The organism is Motilimonas sp. 1_MG-2023 (genome assembly GCF_030547455.1).
Classification (GTDB): Bacteria; Pseudomonadota; Gammaproteobacteria; order Enterobacterales; family CBDFNC01; genus Motilimonas.
The window spans coordinates 25271-43511 of sequence record NZ_JAUOPX010000018.1 but is presented as its reverse complement, the minus strand read 5'-3'; the positions used below and the strand labels follow the sequence as shown (position 1 = coordinate 43511).

Here is an 18241-nt window from a genome sequence, read left to right as displayed (position 1 = left end):
AATTGCAATCAAGGCGTTAGAACTCTAGATTAAGCATATATCGTTGATTCCTATTAAATATTTAACGGTAATAATAAAAAACAGAAAACAAACTACACTAGAGTTTAAAGCTAGTTGGCTTTTACCCTGCATTCACAACAAAAAAGGATCTGTACATGTCGCTGAAAAAGAAACTAACCCTAGCCCTTGCTGCAACAAGCTTAAGCCTAGGTATGGCCATTCCTTCGGCCAGCGCACAAGAGTTTATTAGTATAGGTACAGGCGGTGTAACGGGCGTTTACTACCCTACTGGCGGTGCGATTTGTCGCTTAGTTAACAAAGGCAAAGCTGATCATAACATTCGCTGTTCGGTTGAAAGTACCGGCGGTTCAATTTATAACTTAAACACCATTCGTGCGGGTGAATTAGACATGGGTGTAGCTCAGTCAGACTCACAGCACTACGCTTACCATGGTGAAGGACCATTTAAAGAAACAGGCGCATTTAAAGAGTTACGCTCAGTATTTTCTGTCCACGCCGAACCTTTTACAATTGTGGCGCGCAAAGACGCTAACATCAAAAACTTTGCTGATTTAAAAGGTAAACGCGTTAACGTAGGTAACCCAGGATCTGGCCAGCGCAGCACCATGGAATTAGTGATGGGTGCATATGGCTGGACCAATGCAGATTTTACTTTGGCTTCAGAGCTTAAACCTGCCGAACAATCTCAAGCTTTATGTGACAACAAAGTTGATGCCATTGTTTACGTAGTCGGCCACCCAAATGGCTCTATCAAAGAAGCAACCACATCATGTGAAACCGTACTAGTTAACGTAGCGGGACCTGAAATTGACAAGCTGGTAGAAGGAAAACCTTACTACCGCCAAGTGGCAATCCCAGGTGGCATGTATCAGGGCAGCGAGCAAGACACGCAAACTTTTGGTGTGGGCGCAACGTTTGTAAGCTCAACCAAAACATCTGATAAAGTAGTTTATGAAGTAGTGAAAGCGGTTTTTGAAAACTTCAATCAATTCAAACGCTTACACCCTGCTTTCTCACACCTTGAAAAATCTCAAATGGTGAAAGATTCATTATCTGCACCCCTTCATGAAGGTGCCAAAAAGTACTACATGGAAGCGGGTCTTATTAAGTAAACCCAAACATATAACCAACCTAGGGTCTGTTGATCTTTGCTGGTTAATTTTTGTTCGAGATAAAAGCGTTTTGAGCAAGGCGAGCAGTGTGTAGCTTAGCATTCTAAGTAAATACTGCTCAACGATGGGCAAAACGCTTTTAGCCGAATCCGTAGGACAGCGTTTGTTGGGTATTTCTACTGCGTTATCGCCTTTTCGTGTAGCTAGCTACACCACAAAAGCGCTGCCTTGTATAAATACCCAACAATTCGCTGCAAAAACAATCACGGAAGATCAACAGACCCTAAGGGAGCGCAATGCTCCTCTCTTTGTTTTTATCACGCCATATTAATTTCATCGCCATAGGGGGCTCAATGGCCACGTCGTTAAAAACCGATACCGAGCTCGAGCTGCAGGAAATGCTAGCTCAATCTGACACAGGGGCACGTCAACCCATAGGTAACGCAGGTAAAATTTTGCTTGCTGTACCTTTTTTATGGGCGCTATTTCAACTTTGGTATGCGTCACCGCTGCCATTTATGCTTAATTTTTTGGTACTCAATGACACCCAAGCGCGCTCAATTCACTTAGCGTTTGCTGTGTTTCTTGCCTTCACCGCTTACCCAGCGTTAAAAAGCTCACCCCGTAATCATATTCCGTGGCAAGATTGGCTGTTTGCTCTTGTTGGCGCTTTTTGTGCATCTTACTTGTTACTATTTTATGAAGAAATAGCTAACCGCTCTGGTGCGCCGACAACCATTGACGTGGCTGCGGGTGTAATGGGTATGTTACTGTTGCTGGAAGCGACACGCAGAGCCCTTGGCCCACCATTAATGATAGTTGCAGCGGTATTTTTAACCTATGCTCTCGCCGGCCCTTATATGCCAGATATCATTGCCCATAAAGGCGCCAGCTTAAACAAACTCATTTCACATCAGTGGCTTACCACTGAAGGCGTATTTGGCGTAGCATTGGGTGTGTCCACCTCCTTTGTATTTATGTTTGTATTATTTGGTGCCCTACTGGATAAAGCGGGTGCGGGTAATTATTTTATTAAAGTCGCATTTTCATTATTAGGCCACATGCGCGGCGGCCCAGCCAAAGCGGCGGTGGTTGCTTCTGGCTTAAGCGGCCTAGTATCAGGCTCATCCATTGCCAACGTGGTCACCACGGGTACCTTTACCATTCCCTTAATGAAACGAGTCGGCTTTCCGGCAGAAAAGGCGGGAGCGGTAGAAGTAGCGGCATCGACCAACGGTCAGTTAACACCACCGATTATGGGCGCAGCTGCTTTCTTAATGGTGGAATATGTTGGCATTCCTTATGTTGACGTCATCAAGCATGCCATTTTGCCAGCATTAATTTCATATATCGCGCTTATATATATCGTACATCTCGAGGCCCTTAAAGCTAATATGAAAGGCTTAGAGGGGCCAAATAAGCTTACAACCGCGCAATTTCTGTTTGTATTACTAACTGGCTTGTTAATGGCTGCTGGCTTTGGCGCACTAGTGTTTTACTTTATTTCATGGAGTAAGGCATTACTCGGAGACTTCGCAGCATTAGTGATTGCGAGTGTCACCATCATTGCCTACGCTGGTTTAGTTTATGTCTCTGCCAAAAATGATGATCTGGCCATTGATGACCCCAATGAGAAAGAAGTGCTGATCCCGCCATTAGGCAGTACCATTGTTTCAGGCCTCTATTACCTGTTACCTATTGTGGCATTAATTTGGTGTTTAGTGGTTGAGCGCTTCTCGCCCGGCTTATCTGCATTTTGGGCCACGGTATTTATGATGTTTATTGTGGTTACACATCGCCCGCTGAAAGCTTTTTTTAGACAGCAATCTACTTTACCTAAAACGGTTAAGCTCGGCTTGGTGGATCTATTTGAAAGCTTAGTTAGTGGCTCTCGTAACATGATAGGTATTGGCGTTGCCACAGCTGCGGCCGGTATTGTTGTCGGTACAGTGACGCTCACAGGTATTGGCTTGGTGATGACAGAGTTCGTTGAATTCATCTCAGGCGGCAATCTATTTTTGATATTGTTGTTTACCGCCATTATCAGCTTAATTTTAGGCATGGGTTTACCAACCACAGCGAACTACATCGTAGTATCTACGCTCATGGCGCCGGTAATTGTGACATTAGGCGCTAACGCTGGCCTAATCGTTCCTTTAATTGCGGTACACCTATTCGTGTTCTATTTTGGTATTTTGGCAGATGATACTCCGCCAGTGGGTTTAGCAGCGTTTGCTGCAGCGGCCATTGCCAAATCCGATCCCATCAAGACAGGTATCCAAGGTTTCACCTACGATATTCGCACCGCGATTTTACCATTTATGTTTATTTTTAATACTCAGCTATTATTAATCGGCATAGATAGCTGGTGGCATTTGGCTGGCACTATTTTTAGTGCAACGGTGGCTATGCTCGCCTTTGCTGCTGCAACGCAGGGTTTTTGGCTGGTTAAAACTAAATGGTGGGAAGTGCTAGGCTTATTATTAGTCGCCTTTACCTTATTTCGTCCAGGCTTTTGGTGGGATGAAATTTATCCGCCGAGTGAACAAGTTACAGCAACACAACTCAATCAAGTGGTTGGCGAACTACCAACTAATCAGCCTCTACAACTTCGTGTTTCGGGAGAGTCTCTCGACGGCGATCAAATCAGTAAAATCGTGCGCTTACCGTTTGCCGAAACAGCTGAAACTCCAGAGCAGCGCATACTCAGTACGGGGTTAAACTTACGACAGGAAAATGGTCAGACCATTGTCGATTTTGTTGAGTTTGATAGCCCAGCACAACAAGAGGGGATTGATTTCGATTGGGTCATAGAGAGTATTGAAAAGCCCCTTGAACGTCCAGCAAAAGAATGGATGTATATTCCAGCCTTGTTGTTATTAGGGTTAATGGCGATGGGACAACTTAAGCGCCGCCGTGAAACGGCACAAACAGCATAAGGAATGATGATGTATAAAAATATACTGGTACCCGTCGACTTAAACGCCACAGGTTTTTCAGACAAGGCCTTAAAAACCGCAATCTGGCAGGCAAAACAAAGCCAAGCTAAATTGTTTTTACTAACGATATTGCCAGGAATGAATATGCCAATGGTGGCATCCTACTTTCCGGAGTCAGCGATTAAAGCCATGGCAAATGATACTAGAGCTCAATTAAAAGCATTTGCCGAGGAAAAAATTCCTGATCAGCTGGATGTTGTTGTTCACGTAGGTCAAGGCAAGCCCTACAGGCAAATATTAACTTACGCCCACGAGCAACAAATTGACTTGATCATTATGCCTAGCCATAAACGCTCTAAGCTCAATAAAGCGGTATTGGGCTCAGTGGCGGCTAAAGTTGTTGAGCGTGCACCAATAGATGTAATGGTCATTAAGCCATAATTTGCTTTATAACAATGTAAAAACCTAAAACTGGCAGCATAATGGTTGCCAGTTTAAATAGCACAACGCAGACACGCGATATCTCTGTTGTAAACAGATAGGAAATAGCATGGAATTATCGAACAAAACACGTGAAACCATTAGTCAAATTGCCAGTGGCGATATTGGCTACGTCAGTAAAGCAGTCAACTGCGCAATTAAAACATTAGATGAAATAGTAAGAGATGAATCATTACCCGAAGCGGTAAGAAATAAAGCTGCATTTGCCGCGGCAAATTTACATTTAAGTGATCATCAGGATTAAGGGTAAACTGGCGTACCTAACCGCGGCAACGTTTGCTAAAGTCCCCAATTGGGCATACAAACGTTTGCTGCTTAAGATATAACTCTGTTTGTCTCGCGGCACTTTCAAATTCGTGCAGCGACTGTCGATCGGTGAAAATGTCTTGTTTCAGTCGTTCAATAGAAATGGCTGTCACATCAAAGGGGGCTACACGCCACTCACGCGTGATTAAGTAAATCGCTTCTTTACCTCTGATGGCTTTAAAATAAGCAATAACACCTTGTTCAGTACCACGGCGACGTCCACAATAATACTTACCGTACGCGACACCAATATTATACTCAGTATCCGCATAGATGGGCTCATTAACAGATCCATCGCACACACTGTTGACTATATCTTTCAGTGACGTTGCAAAGCGTTCTGCCGGCATGCTTTTGGGTAAGGCCGTTAGCCATTGCTCATTAAGTAGATCACTGTAATTAAACTGACTTTGGCCCTCAGGGATATGTTCTATTTCGCGAAAGCTCCCCAAACGCTCATCTTTAATTTTTTGCCAACTTCCCCAACCGGGAAAAACCCCCACCGTTAAATACTCTCGGCTAGCATCTTTGCGCTTTTGAGTCTTCTTTCGCTCTTGCTCGTAAGAGGGCTCAGCCACGTCTAAATCACAAGGTTGGCTTGAAAAAACGACTTTATCACCAAAATCACACTGATAAAACGACGCCATAGCTGGCGTGGTTAACAGCAGTGATAATATGAAAAAATAAAGACGTAAGAATTTCATTATGTAATTGTCGCTTCCATATCGACGCGGGCTCAAGCTAATATTGCCAGACCTCGCCTGTTACCTATAATTTTTTTACTCACTTTGTGATTCAAAACACAAAGGCAAGCCACTGTTTGCACTATTTTTTTAGCTTAACCATCTGATATTGAGGAAAACAATACTTTCGTTCAGTTTTAGCTGTCACTCATTCAGGATAGTTGATAACATAAACATTATATTTAATAGATATCAGGGTGTGTGAATACTAACCATATTCGGACTTCTGTAACTAAGCTCATTTCGACTTCTCTCGTTTTTTTAACTGGTTTTTTAAATATGTCATTTAGACTCGACAATGAGACAGGTAAATTACGCGTTAAAGGTGTGATAACCGATTGTGTTATCTCTAGCTTAGTCGCATTTACTATTGCTCTGATCTTAAAACTCACGGAAATCAGCGCCAGTTTTACCCTAAGTGCGCTTATCGCACATAGCTTTAGTATGTCATGTATTTTCGTTGCTGTATTAGTTGATGCTTACTACCCTTTTGCAGCTCGCATGTTCAAAACAAGTATCATTGTCTGTGTCGGTATGGCGATCGGCGCCATCTTAACCTATATTCTATTGATTAATTTCTATGGCCATTCAACAAGCTTCCTCAGCGACCGTATTTTTAAGGCGGCTGTTATTTCCCTTTCTATTGGCGCTGTTGTTACTTTCTTTTTTCACAGCCGAGATAAAACAGTTTTAATTCAACATAAGTTGAGTGAAGCCCAATTACAAAAGGCGAATCAAGAAAAAGCACTAATTGAAAGCCAACTAAAGATGCTGCAAAGCCAAATTGAGCCGCATTTTTTATTCAATACCTTAGCCAATATACAAGCCATGATATTTCATCAACCAGAAGTAGCAAGCCAACTATTGACTAATTTGACTGATTTACTGAGACAAAGTTTAACCAAAACTCGTCAAGACAAAATACAAATAAATGATGAAGTCACCTTCATTAAGTCTTACTTATCGATCCAAAAAATACGTTTAGGTGAACGTCTAGACTTTCAAATAGAAATCAGTGAGCACTTACCTGAAGATACTCATATCCCACCACTATTGGTGCAACCTTTGGTTGAAAATGCCGTCAAACATGGTATCGGTCCAAGACCACAAGGTGGCGAAATAAAAGTCAGTTTTGCAAAAATTAATGAGCAACTCTGTATTGCTATAAAAGATAATGGTGTTGGGTTTTCCATCAGTCATACCAAGGGCAATGGCATAGCACTAAATAATATTCGCAACCGCATTAGTAGTTTATTCGGCGATAAAGGTAAACTTGTGATTCGTGAAAATATGTCTGGCGGTGTTACCTCTGAACTATATATGCCATTATTAACTGCGCCAACAGAGCATACTGAAACAACTTAAATTGACGAAGAAATTTAGGCTGAATGCGAAGAATTGAATACTATTTGTTAGGGAGATAAGCATCAGTGTACTTTTCACTTTAGTGCTTTAACCCAAGTTAGAGACCGAATCTTATTATCTGCTTAAATAACAACTTCCAACCGAACTGATCAGTATTTTTGTTTAATCGTTTAAGTACGGTCATCATGACAGTCGTCACCACACATCTTGGATCGTTACCCCAGCCCGATTCAGATTTAGCGTATTTTTGCACCAATAGCGTATATTTTACACCACTCGCATTTTCCAACATCAATCAATTAGTCCAGTCCACCCAGCTTAATGATTTATTCTAAACGCGCTTGATGCCTTTTAAGTTATCAAAGCTTGATGTTACCGCCGTTTTTAGGAAATCGCTCATAAAGGGCAAATCGGCTTGCTCTTCACGAATGGCAGCATACAAGGTATTCCATAATCCCTCTTTGCCTAATGGCTTAGCTAACACATAATCACGCTCGAGATATTCGGTCAACGCCCAATTAGGCAAGGCCGCCACGCCTCTACCACTCGCCACTAATTGCAGCATCATAATCGTCATATCAGCTTGCCTTATTCCCGTTGGCTCAACTCCTGCGGGATCAAGGAATAGACTAAATATATCTAAACGGTCTGTCTCAACGGGGTAAGTAATTAATATCTCACTGGCGATATCTTCTGGTTCAACAAACGCTTTACTCGCGAGCGTATGATGACGGCTAATCGCTAACATGGGCTGGTAACTGAACAAAGGTATATAGCGTAATCCAGTAATTTCTTTCGGGTCAGAGGTAACAACCAAATCTAAATCGCCTCGCGCTAACGCAGGCAATGGTGCAAAACTAAAGCCACTACTCAAATCTAACTCCACCTCAGGCCAGCTATCTCTGAATTTATCGATGGCAGGCATCAACCATTGAAAGCAAGAGTGGCACTCAATCGCCATATGAAGTCGGCCTGCTTCTCCGGCATTTAAGCGACTAATGTCTCGCTCCGCACTGGCCAAATTAGGTAAAATATCATCCGCTAAAGTGAGCAAACGCTGTCCCGCGACAGTAAACCGAATAGGCCGTGTTTTGCGTATAAACAACCTAGTATTAAGCTTATCCTCCAAATCCTTAATCTGATGAGATAAAGCGGATTGCGTTAAAAATAGCCGTTCGGCTGCCTCAACCAAAGAGCCACAACGGCGCAGGGCGACCAGAGTATTAAGGTGCTTGATTTCTATCACTTGAAGAAAACCTCAATTAAAGTAGAAAAGCATGAATTTGTTTCATTTTATTGTATTTACTAGTGAATAACTAGACAAAACAAATTGAACCGTCCGCGTGGAGATCGCTCCACAGAACATGTTACGACACTTTTAATCCACCTAGTCCAATAAAAACCCAATAAACAGATTTAACTAACCATTTTTCACACCCTAAACAGTTTATTCTGGCGCCATAATCAGGTAATTTGAATAAACATCGGATTCATCATTAAGTAGAGCTTCCATTAAATGTTTTCTATTAACAAATCACAGAAACTTGATAACGTTTGTTACGACATTCGCGGGCCTGTTTTAAAACATGCAAAAAGGCTAGAAGACGAAGGCCACAAAGTTTTAAAACTCAATATTGGTAACCCCGCCCCATTTGGCTTTGAAGCGCCTGATGAAATTGTTATGGACGTGCTGCAAAACTTGCCCCAAAGCCAAGGTTATTGTGATTCAAAAGGCCTATTTTCAGCCCGTAAAGCCGTGGTCCAATTTTATCAACAACAAGGCATGAAGAATGTTGATGTCGATGATATATATATGGGCAATGGCGTCAGTGAATTGATCGTGATGGCTATGCAAGCGCTGCTCAATAACGGTGATGAATTACTGGTGCCGTCGCCTGATTATCCACTGTGGACGGCGGCCGTTACCTTGGCCGGTGGGCACCCAGTGCATTACATTTGTGATGAAGAAGCAAATTGGTTTCCAGATTTAGATGACATTAAAAGTAAAATATCACCGCGCACGAAAGCGATTGTACTGATCAATCCCAACAATCCAACAGGCGCGGTTTATAGCCGAGCATTACTTGAACAAGTGTTGCAAATAGCACGTGAGCACAACTTAGTTGTCTTCGCTGATGAAATTTATTCCAAGATCATCTACGACGACGCTGAGCATATTCCACTTTGTACACTGGCTGATGATTTGCTGATTGTGACTTTTAACGGTTTATCCAAAGCGTACCGAGTGTGCGGTTTCCGCGTTGGTTGGATGATGATCAGTGGCGCCAAAGCCCAAGCAAAAGATTACATTAGCGGACTAGACATGCTCGCCTCGATGCGACTGTGCTCAAATGTACCAATGCAACATGCGGTGCAAACTGCATTAGGAGGCTATCAAAGTATTAATGAGCTTATCGTACCTGGTGGTCGCTTGTATGAGCAACGAGAAGTAGCATGGCGTTTAATTAACGATATTCCGGGCCTTTCTTGTACCAAGCCTGATGGTGCCATGTATTTGTTTCCAAAACTGGACCAGAAAAAATTTAACATCAAAGACGATCAGCAGTTTGTCCTGGATTTACTATTGAAAGAAAAGATATTGTTAGTACAAGGAACGGGATTTAACTGGCATAAACCGGATCATTTTCGATTAGTTTTCCTGCCTAATGTTGTTGACTTAGAGACCTCTATTTCACGTATGGCTCGCTTTTTGGATAGCTACAAACAATAGCCTAAATATCATTGCTAGATAATATGTTGTAGCAGAAATGTGATGCGCATTTCTGCCCTTTAAGGAGAGGTAATGAGTCATTTTTTTGCTCATATGGCGCGTATGAAGTTAATTCACCGCTGGCCACTGATGCGCAATATCGAATCAGAAAATGTAGCAGAGCACAGTCAGCAAGTAGCGATGGTGGTACATTTACTTGCTTTAATCAAAAACACCCTTTTTGGCGGCCAATTAGATCCGGCACAGGCTGCCGTTCTCGCCCTGTACCACGATGCAACAGAAGTGATCACCGGCGATTTACCCACCCCAGTTAAATATTTTAATCCCGACATAGCCAAAGAATATAAGAAAATTGAGTCATTTGCCGAGCAAAAGCTACTCAATATGTTACCAGAAGAACTAAAACCTGCTTTTGAGCCCTTACTCGATAGTCACGCTATTGATGCCGAATATAAAACCTTAGTTAAAGACGCGGATACCTTATGTGCATACATAAAGTGCCTTGAAGAGCTATCAGCAGGCAACCATGAATTTGAACTGGCGAAACGCCGCTTAGAAGCCATTATTGCACAACGTCAGACACCTGAAATGGCCTACTTTGTTGAGCGTTTTTTGCCTAGCTTTGAGCTGACATTAGATGAAATTAGCGAAGATACTCAACTCTAGCTGTTATTCATGACTCATTTAAATTGGGAAAACCAATATGACAAATTTTGAGATTTCACCACAATGGGATGAGCGCCTAGGCAATGAGGAGAATAAAAAAAGACGTTTGGATCATCGCAGTCCCTATCAACGAGACCGCGCGCGTATTCTACATAGCGCAGCTTTTAGGCGGCTGCAGTCCAAAACCCAAGTACTAGGCACCGGAACCAATGATTTTTATCGCACGCGCCTGACTCACTCCTTAGAAGTATCGCAAATTGGCACCGGCATTGTTGCCCAACTAAAGCAAAAGCAACCAGCGTTTTCCTCACTGTTACCCTCTACCAGCTTAATTGAAGCGATTTGCTTGAGTCACGATATAGGCCACCCACCCTATGGGCATGGCGGTGAAGTTGCGCTCAATTATATGATGCGTGAGCATGGTGGTTTTGAAGGTAACGGGCAAACGTTACGGATTGTCACTAAACTGGAGCCTTATACACCTGAAAATGGCATGAACTTGGCGCGCCGAAGTTTACTAGGACTATTAAAATACCCAGCCTTGATTAGCCAAATCCGCGGAAAAACACAACCTGAACAACCCACTAACTTTCGTCAACTAAAAGCCAGTGAATGGTCTCCGGCTAAAGGAATCTATGATGATGATAAGCAAATTCTCGACTGGGTTCTAGCACCTTTGAGCGACGCTGACCGTGTACTGTTTGCCACTACTAGAGAGCAAAAACCGGGCGAGCGACACTTGAAAACCCGATATAAGTCGATTGATTGCTCCATTATGGAACTGGCCGATGATTTTGCTTATGGCATCCATGACCTAGAAGACGCCATTGCAATGGGTATCGTGAACAAACGTTTATGGCAAGAACAAGTCGCCTGTAAACTAGCAGATATAGAAGGTTTTTGGTTAGCAAAAGATATCAATCTGTTAACTGAACAGTTATTTTCATCTCATCATTATCTACGTAAAGATGCCATTGGCGCATTAGTTAACGCCTTGATCACTTCGGTTGAAATAAAGCCTATCGCGCCACATTTCAATGAGCCCTTACTTGCTTACAATGCTTGGCTTAACCCCGATATGGAGCAAGTGCTAGAAATTTTAAAACAATTTGTGTTGCACTTTGTAATCCAAAAAACGGAGTTACAGATCATGGAATACAAGGGGCAACAGATTGTCATGGAGTTATTTGAAGCGTTTGCTGGTGACCCGGAGCGTTTACTGCCTAATGACACCAAAGCGCGTTGGCAATTAGCGCGCGCCCTTGGCCATTCAGGCTATCGCGTAATAGCAGATTACATATCAGGGATGACAGATGGACATGCCGTGCGTTTACACAGCAGCCTTTTTAGTGCGCATTCGTTAGGGATGCCTTATCAACCGGGTTAATCAATTTAATTGAGCCACAATTCGGGTTAACTAATAAGGTGTCACTAAGGGTTTTCATACTGACTACGCGGCGGTGACGCTCTTAAAATCACCGTCTCAAGTTCTCCTAAAAATTTTGGCTGCTTGTTTAAAATATTAATATCCAGCACCGCCTTTGCTCTCGCTAATACTTCTCGCAAACGGATCTTTATTGCTCCTAGTCCTTGGGCATCATCGGCACTTAAACATAAGGCATCGATGTCGATAGCGCGGGCAATATAGATTGCGCGCTCACAATGAAATCGCTGACTAACGATGGTTAAGGCCTCTTGGCCAAAGATAAGCTTGGCTCTTACCACTGAATCTAAGGTACGAAACCCAGCATAATCTTTCACTACGTAGCGCCTTGGTACGCCGGCTCTCACTAAATCATTAGCCATCGTCTGTGGCTCATTATAATATCGTGTCGCGTTATCGCCGCTAACGATCACAGCTTGAACTTTATTATGCTTAAAGAGTGACTGGGCGGCATCAAGGCGAGGAGGATAAAAGTGATTGATTCGCTTACCTATGTACTTACTGGTTCCCAATACCAAAGCGACGGGTCGGTGGGGTATTTCAGCAACATCGGTGTAAACTCTATTATTTGCAACGAAAGAGACATAAAGATCTAGGCTGGCCAAGACCACTATTGTCGTAACAGTGAGGGCCAACATGATAATAAAAAACTGGCGAATTCGTTTAGCCAATGGCACCGCCCTAGAGTCAAAAAACAAATCATAACCGTTTGTTTAGCCATTATAAACTGATTTTAACCTGAGACCGACAGTTGAGAAGATAATCCATCTAGGGCAGCAATTAATCAGAAAAACGAATATATTGTTTTATACCACCAAATAGATTTCGACCCACGCTGTCCTGCACATACATTTCTATTTTATCATCTCCTTTTAGGTATTCGGTTGTTTTATCCTCTCCCTTGCTGGTCATCGCGCGTGACCATAAATTTGCGGGTCCTGTTAATTGTGATTGATTCATAATGGGGCCTGCACTCATCATCGCCCCCGCAGACAAAGGCGAAAACTCAACGACCTTAGCTAACAACTCACCAAAATGGTTGATAGTGTCTTGCTTTGGGTTTAATGCGGCAAAAGGCTTGCCATTAAACTTGGTTATGATAGGCAAACTCATTATGCCCTCATGCCAAAACTCGCCTAATTCATCAGGCGTCACTAAAATAGGCGCAGATACGGTTCTCATCATACCTTGGCGGATCCCCCACCCTAGCGTTAATTCCTTAGCTAATAGTACAGGGTTGTAATATTGATTTTGTAAACTAATCAGGCGGATAAAATCAAGGCACCCTGCTGCAGATTCACCGCTAGCAATGGGTCCAGTGATAACACTAATTTGCGCTGAAAAATCTAAAGCGGCGGTGGTTGCAATGTTTAGGTCTTCATGGGCCCCGATTAAAATTTGGCTCGGCATCGAGATAATCGGCGGCAGGTCGGTCAATGTTGTTTCGCTTAAGTGCTCTAACAGTTTAAGGTAGGGCCGATAATTAAAAGCGTGAAAGTGTTCAAACGGCTGAGTCATTGGGGCAATGCATTGGGAAAGCATTAACTCGAATGAACCTGAAATAGGCCCCTGATTGAGTTCATGATATATCATGTGTAATAAAGGTGCGACAGTATCCCAGTCGTCCATGGCTGCTGGTAGATTTGGTGCTAGAATGCCGACAAATTTAGCCCGCCGTAAATCTTGACTCACCACGACTAAACGGCCATAGCGAGATCCATCATTCAAGCTAGCTAGTTTCATACCAAAGCCTCTAGCACCATCAATACATTGTTTAATACTAGACGGAAAATGTGACTTGCGATGCTAATTAATACACTAAGATAATTTCAACTTAATCAAGCTCAATCCACTTTAGCGCCAAACTTTAGCATGTTATGCACTGCATAGAATGTAATCTTGTTCCACAAGCATTACCTGCAATGAATGCCTTGCCTAAACGCCTGTCAACCCTTACTGAAATCAAGCATCGCCAAATTGATTGGAGTAATGATTCTCCGCTTAGAATAACTATGCCTCAAATCAGCGTCGTGCCTAACAACCAACTAATTCTCACTGTAGAGGTAACTTGGGTATAGATACTTGGGGCTTACTGGGCTAACCGCTATTCACATTTAGCTGGTCGGTTTTCGCCGCCATAATAAAATCGTTGTAGTGTAGGTTTGCAATACAATGGGTCCACCAATATACATCCACCCGCCCCCACTCAATTAATAACGCGGGATGGTGCCGCATTTGCTCTGCCAGCTCCGCAACCTGATTTGCAAAAGCCATTGCTTGGCTGTAGTTACTGAATCGATAACTTTTTTTTAATTGCCAAATATTATCCTGTAACAGACATTGCCAGCCAGGCAGCTGTGACATTAAAGAGGCTCGCTGATCATCCATAACAGGGGAAGAATCAGGCATACAAGCTTGGCAGATTTGCTGATGTAAAGGGGTCATAATTACCTCTTAAACTACCGATTTAAGTGACGATTTAAGTTTTTGAATTAGGCTCATTCTGACATCTTTCGCCTTTGGTCGCTCTTCTTTTAACCATGGTACAGGACGGCACAATTGAATGGCTTTAAAGCCTAATCGCGCGGTAATCAGTCCAGCGCCAACGCCTTGAGCAGCCCTGGCTGAAACTAAACCTGCTACTTCAGCACCTAAGATATCAGAGCCAAGGTCAGTAGCCACTTCCACTCCCGCTGCAAATACCATATTAGTCAGTACCATTTTAAATAATTTAAGGCGGCTTAAATAACCGAGCTCAATCCCATATATGTGCGCAACCGCTTCAATCATTTTGCTATTGCGCCATAAAATGATCAGCATATCCACCAACGCTAAAGGACTTATTGCCACCAATAATGCCGCTTCACCCGACCACTTGGTGACCGCTTGCTTGGCTTGAGCATCTTGTACCGATAACACATGATGGCGATATAAATCCAATACTTCCTGATTATTATGGCTGTCACTGAGTTGATTTTGCCAAGCGATATAGCCAGGCGAATCGAGTTGTTTGCTCAGTTTAGCCAACTGCTGGCAGTATACATAAGCACCGTCACTGGCTTGTAAATCAAGTGTATTGGCTTGGCCTTGTAGTTTTTGCGTTTGCCTTAGGCGATTTAATTTGCTGAGCTCACTGACGACAAGTTTCAATAGCGCAACGAATAAACAAACCACAATAGCGCTGTAAACCATGCCCGTTAAGGGCGAATGCGCTAAAGTGGATGTTAGCCAAGAAACACTTTCCCATGTCGCCGCAGCCATCGCACCAAACAAACCAAAACGTAGCCACCAATTGGCTTTTTTTGGTTGTAAGGCAGCATCTAATAGAGTATCCCCTTCAACCGCAGGCGCTTCGGGTACAAATTGTTCTTTATCAAATACTTGTTGGGGCAAAATATCAGCGGCAACGGGATCTGCTTCGGGTGATGAGAAAATAATTTTGCCATTCACTTTACTCTTGTTTGTCATAGGAATTTATCTCCTAATAAATGCTCTATTGCTAAGTCCATCCGAATATGCGGCATGGGTTTATTTGGCTCGATTTTTTGCGGAGCAAAGTTTACAAAATCAAAACCTTGGCCTTGCCAAAAAGATTGTTGCGGGAGATCGGCCGGCACTTCACCAGGATACAGAGTAATTAACTCATCCTGCCCTAATACATTGCCAGTCAAAGCAGGATGTGGGGCACCTTGATAATCAACACTGCCCGCTTGAGTGGCTTTAACCGACGCAATAGCAATACTGTGACTTTCGATACCAGAAAAAGCCACTTCGCGCTGGCCATTCACCACCAACTGAGACAATAAGCTTAATAAATTTTCATGCTGATCTGGCGTCACATGATCGGCTTTACTTGCAGCAAAAACCAACTTGTCAATTTTGGGCGAAAATAGCCGTCTTAATAATCCGGTTTGGCCATAGTTAAAGCTCTGTAAAATTTGCTCAATTGCTGTTTGCATATCTTGAAAGCTTTGTCGCCCCGCATTAAGAGGCGTCAAGCAATCCAATAACACAATTTGCCGATCAAAATGCACAAAGTGCTGATCATAAAATTGTTTCACCACGTGCTCTTGGTAATGCTCATAACGGGATTTCAGCATTTTATAAGCACAATTTTTCGGTCCTTGCTCTGGGTTAACTTCCAGCCCCTGACGCCAAACGAAAGGAAAGAAAGACAACAAAGGGGCCCCTTGCAGCTCGCCAGGAAGCACAAAACGCCCTGGCTGAATATGATGTAAGCCTAGCTCTGACTTACTGCGTAATAAAAAGTCCGTATAAGCCTGACTGATACGTGCAATTTGCTGCTCATCAGCTTCAGCAAGGGGGTCAAGCTGACCGCCAATGTTCAGCCAATCTTTCGCCAGTTCAGCTCTTGCTGGCTCTTCAAGCGTTTGCATCATATGCTCGCTCCACTGCTCAAATGTCATTTGTAGCAGCGGTAAATCAAGTAGCCACTCCCCTGGATAATCGACTATATCCAGCGTTAAATCGGCTGTTTGATTAATATTTCGCCACAACAATGACTCAGGGCGATACTTTATTTTAAGGCGAATTTCACTGACTCCTTCAGTAGGCGCTGGCCAATGCGGCACATCACTACGCAATGCTTTTATGCCTTGCTCATACTTAAAACTAGGAATATGAAAGTGCGCTTGTGGGACTTTTTGAGCACCTAAAAAACGTCCTTCTCGTGCCACTTGCCAAAGGGGTAACTGATGATGGACAGGCCCTTGCAATAGATGATCGACCAAGGCCGTGATAAAAGCTGTCTTACCGGCTCGACTTAAACCAGTGACTGCTAATTTAACATGGCGATCGAGGCTGCGATTAACTAAATCTTTCGCGCCACGTTTTAAACTCATCAGGGAAGCTTTGGATACCATGGACATGAAATGCTCTCTTACAAAATGAAAAAATCAGCCTAGACTAGACGCCTAGGCTGAAACAGCAGGAAGATTAAAGACGGTTAATTTCGCGATCGACCTTAAACGAATCTGAGGTCACCACTTTTTCCATTTGACCTATTTTACTTTCCAATTTATCAAACACTTGACTCATTTCAGCAAGGGCCTGTTTGGGTAACTCACCACTTTGCCAAACCTTAGACTTAACATGAATATGTGATTTTTGGTAACTCGACTCGTTGTGCTCTGGTTGTGCCATTGAGCCATCTGGTTTCTTGTCTAGCATCAACCAAGCCGCACCATAACCCAGTGCAGCAAGTGGAAAGTTAAACAAAAAAATACTGATAACAATAATACGTACGAGCCACACTTCCATATTAAAGTAGTCAGCCAGACCAATACAAACGCCGGCAACCTTCCCTGCTTTGGGATCACGATAAAGGTGTTTTGATGACTGGTTCATTATTGGTTTCTCCAGCTCGGTGCCTCAACATCTAATATGGACTCTAATGTATGCACCCGTTGTTGTAGCTTTTCAGCACGTTCAATTAATTGATTCAGTTGTGCCGTTTCTTGAACCGATAGGCCTTCACCGAGTTGCTTGCGACTACGATAGTGCAATATGAGCCATAAAGGTGCCACTATGACTAAAAAGACAATGATAGGAACCACCATAAAACCAGACATATTATTCCCCTTTACGAATCATTAAGCGTTATTAATTTTCTTTTTAAGTTCAGCAAGCTGTTTACTGATTTCATCATCAGCTTGTAGCTCAGCAAACTCATCTTTTAGTTCAGGCTTACCGCCAATGTCATAAGCATCAGCCTTACTATTTAACTCATCGATACGGCGTTCAAATTGGTCAAAACGCTCCATCGTACGTGCGACTTTTTGGCCATCTAGTTGCTTTTTGACATCTAGGCGACCATTGGCAGCACGATGACGTAGCTCAATGCTTTTTTGCTTCGCACGCGTTTCTTGTAACTTTTGCTCAAGCTGCGTAATTTCAGAAGATAGACGCGTTAGCGCTTCATCATTTGCGATTAACTCTTGGTCTAGCGCCTCTTTCAATTCGTTAAGCTTTTGTTTTTCTAGTAAGGCCGCTTTGGCTAAATCTTCACGGTCTTTACGCAAAGCAAGCTCAGCCTTATCTTGCCAATCTTGTTGCGTCGCCTCAAGGCGTGCTATTTTACGGGTTAGGTCTTTCTTTTCAGCCAGTACGCGTGCAGAAGTAGAGCGTACTTCAACTAAGGTATCTTCCATTTCTTGAATGATCAAACGGATCATTTTCGCTGGATCTTCCGCCTTATCTAAGATTGACGTAACGTTTGCATTGATAATGTCAGCTATTCTTGAAAATACACCCATAAATCCTCCAAATAAATTATTGAGTATGTAACATCGCAACATGCGACTAGTCTAACTGTTACATGCTCTTTAATTAGCAATTGGTGTGCCAACTTAAACAAAAAATCTAATTACCTGATTATTAAGAAATAAACACAT

The 18241-nt window shown here is 42.9% G+C and carries 18 protein-coding genes; 8 read left to right on the top strand and 10 right to left on the bottom strand.

Annotation, left to right across the window (positions count from 1 at the left end):
* The first annotated feature begins 155 nt into the window (after positions 1-155).
* The 4 genes from Q4519_RS11430 (at position 156) to Q4519_RS11410 (ending at position 4817) form a co-directional block, all read left to right on the top strand.
* The gene (locus Q4519_RS11430) at positions 156-1133 is read left to right on the top strand and encodes a TAXI family TRAP transporter solute-binding subunit (RefSeq protein WP_303512318.1); all 978 of its coding nucleotides are present in this window, start codon (positions 156-158) and stop codon (positions 1131-1133) included.
* A gap of 353 nt (positions 1134-1486) precedes the next feature.
* Positions 1487-4072 carry a TRAP transporter permease gene (locus Q4519_RS11420; protein ID WP_232801945.1) on the top strand — a complete coding sequence of 862 codons (2586 nt, stop codon included), beginning with the start codon at positions 1487-1489 and terminating at the stop codon, positions 4070-4072.
* 9 nt (positions 4073-4081) lie between these two features.
* On the top strand, positions 4082-4513 hold the full coding sequence (locus Q4519_RS11415; protein WP_303512315.1) for a universal stress protein: 432 nt from the start codon (positions 4082-4084) through the stop codon (positions 4511-4513).
* A 109-nt stretch (positions 4514-4622) separates the two neighbouring features.
* On the top strand, positions 4623-4817 hold the full coding sequence (locus tag Q4519_RS11410; RefSeq protein ID WP_232801943.1) for a YaeP family protein: 195 nt from the start codon (positions 4623-4625) through the stop codon (positions 4815-4817).
* 16 nt (positions 4818-4833) lie between these two features.
* Here Q4519_RS11410 and Q4519_RS11405 read toward each other — a convergent pair whose 3' ends face one another.
* Complete coding sequence (locus Q4519_RS11405; protein ID WP_303512313.1) at positions 4834-5583, bottom strand: hypothetical protein; 750 nt, start codon at positions 5581-5583, stop codon at positions 4834-4836.
* Positions 5584-5901: 318 nt separating this feature from the next.
* On the opposite strand from Q4519_RS11405, the gene Q4519_RS11400 reads away from it, so the two are divergent.
* Complete coding sequence (locus Q4519_RS11400; protein ID WP_303512311.1) at positions 5902-6987, top strand: sensor histidine kinase; 1086 nt, start codon at positions 5902-5904, stop codon at positions 6985-6987.
* Positions 6988-7318: 331 nt separating this feature from the next.
* Here the strand turns inward: Q4519_RS11400 and Q4519_RS11395 are convergent, their stop codons facing one another.
* The gene (locus tag Q4519_RS11395) at positions 7319-8233 is read right to left on the bottom strand and encodes a LysR family transcriptional regulator (protein ID WP_303512309.1); all 915 of its coding nucleotides are present in this window, start codon (positions 8231-8233) and stop codon (positions 7319-7321) included.
* Between the two features lie 270 nt (positions 8234-8503).
* Between Q4519_RS11395 and Q4519_RS11390 the strand changes: the two genes are divergently transcribed.
* From Q4519_RS11390 to Q4519_RS11380, 3 genes are all read left to right on the top strand, one after another.
* Complete coding sequence (locus tag Q4519_RS11390) at positions 8504-9718, top strand: pyridoxal phosphate-dependent aminotransferase (RefSeq protein ID WP_232801939.1); 1215 nt, start codon at positions 8504-8506, stop codon at positions 9716-9718.
* A 72-nt stretch (positions 9719-9790) separates the two neighbouring features.
* A complete protein-coding gene (yfbR, locus tag Q4519_RS11385) occupies positions 9791-10384 on the top strand; it encodes a 5'-deoxynucleotidase (RefSeq protein ID WP_232801938.1) in 594 nt (197 codons plus the stop codon).
* Positions 10385-10421: 37 nt separating this feature from the next.
* Positions 10422-11771, top strand: a complete 1350-nt coding sequence (locus Q4519_RS11380) for an anti-phage deoxyguanosine triphosphatase (RefSeq protein ID WP_303512305.1) — start codon at positions 10422-10424, stop codon at positions 11769-11771.
* Positions 11772-11815: 44 nt separating this feature from the next.
* Here Q4519_RS11380 and Q4519_RS11375 read toward each other — a convergent pair whose 3' ends face one another.
* The 8 genes from Q4519_RS11375 to pspA all read right to left on the bottom strand — a co-directional run bounded on the left by Q4519_RS11375 (position 11816) and on the right by pspA (position 18103).
* Positions 11816-12499, bottom strand: coding sequence for a vancomycin high temperature exclusion protein (locus tag Q4519_RS11375; protein ID WP_232801936.1), 684 nt, complete (start codon positions 12497-12499; stop codon positions 11816-11818).
* A 109-nt stretch (positions 12500-12608) separates the two neighbouring features.
* Positions 12609-13571 carry a fumarylacetoacetate hydrolase family protein gene (locus Q4519_RS11370; RefSeq protein WP_303512303.1) on the bottom strand — a complete coding sequence of 321 codons (963 nt, stop codon included), beginning with the start codon at positions 13569-13571 and terminating at the stop codon, positions 12609-12611.
* Between the two features lie 354 nt (positions 13572-13925).
* The gene (locus Q4519_RS11365; RefSeq protein ID WP_303512300.1) at positions 13926-14273 is read right to left on the bottom strand and encodes a 4a-hydroxytetrahydrobiopterin dehydratase; all 348 of its coding nucleotides are present in this window, start codon (positions 14271-14273) and stop codon (positions 13926-13928) included.
* Positions 14274-14282: 9 nt separating this feature from the next.
* Positions 14283-15296, bottom strand: a complete 1014-nt coding sequence (locus Q4519_RS11360) for a YcjF family protein (RefSeq protein ID WP_303512298.1) — start codon at positions 15294-15296, stop codon at positions 14283-14285.
* Entirely contained in the window at positions 15293-16717 is a 1425-nt protein-coding gene (locus Q4519_RS11355) for a YcjX family protein (protein ID WP_303512296.1), read from the bottom strand. The genes Q4519_RS11360 and Q4519_RS11355 overlap by 4 nt, the downstream gene beginning before the upstream one ends.
* Before the next feature lie 67 nt (positions 16718-16784).
* Complete coding sequence (pspC, locus tag Q4519_RS11350; protein WP_303512293.1) at positions 16785-17195, bottom strand: envelope stress response membrane protein PspC; 411 nt, start codon at positions 17193-17195, stop codon at positions 16785-16787.
* Positions 17195-17419: an envelope stress response membrane protein PspB gene (gene pspB / locus Q4519_RS11345; protein ID WP_232801930.1), complete on the bottom strand. Its 225-nt coding sequence runs from the start codon at positions 17417-17419 to the stop codon at positions 17195-17197. The genes pspC and pspB overlap by 1 nt, the downstream gene beginning before the upstream one ends.
* Positions 17420-17440: 21 nt before the next feature.
* Positions 17441-18103, bottom strand: a complete 663-nt coding sequence (pspA, locus tag Q4519_RS11340) for a phage shock protein PspA (protein WP_232801929.1) — start codon at positions 18101-18103, stop codon at positions 17441-17443.
* Between the last annotated feature and the right edge of the window lie 138 nt (positions 18104-18241).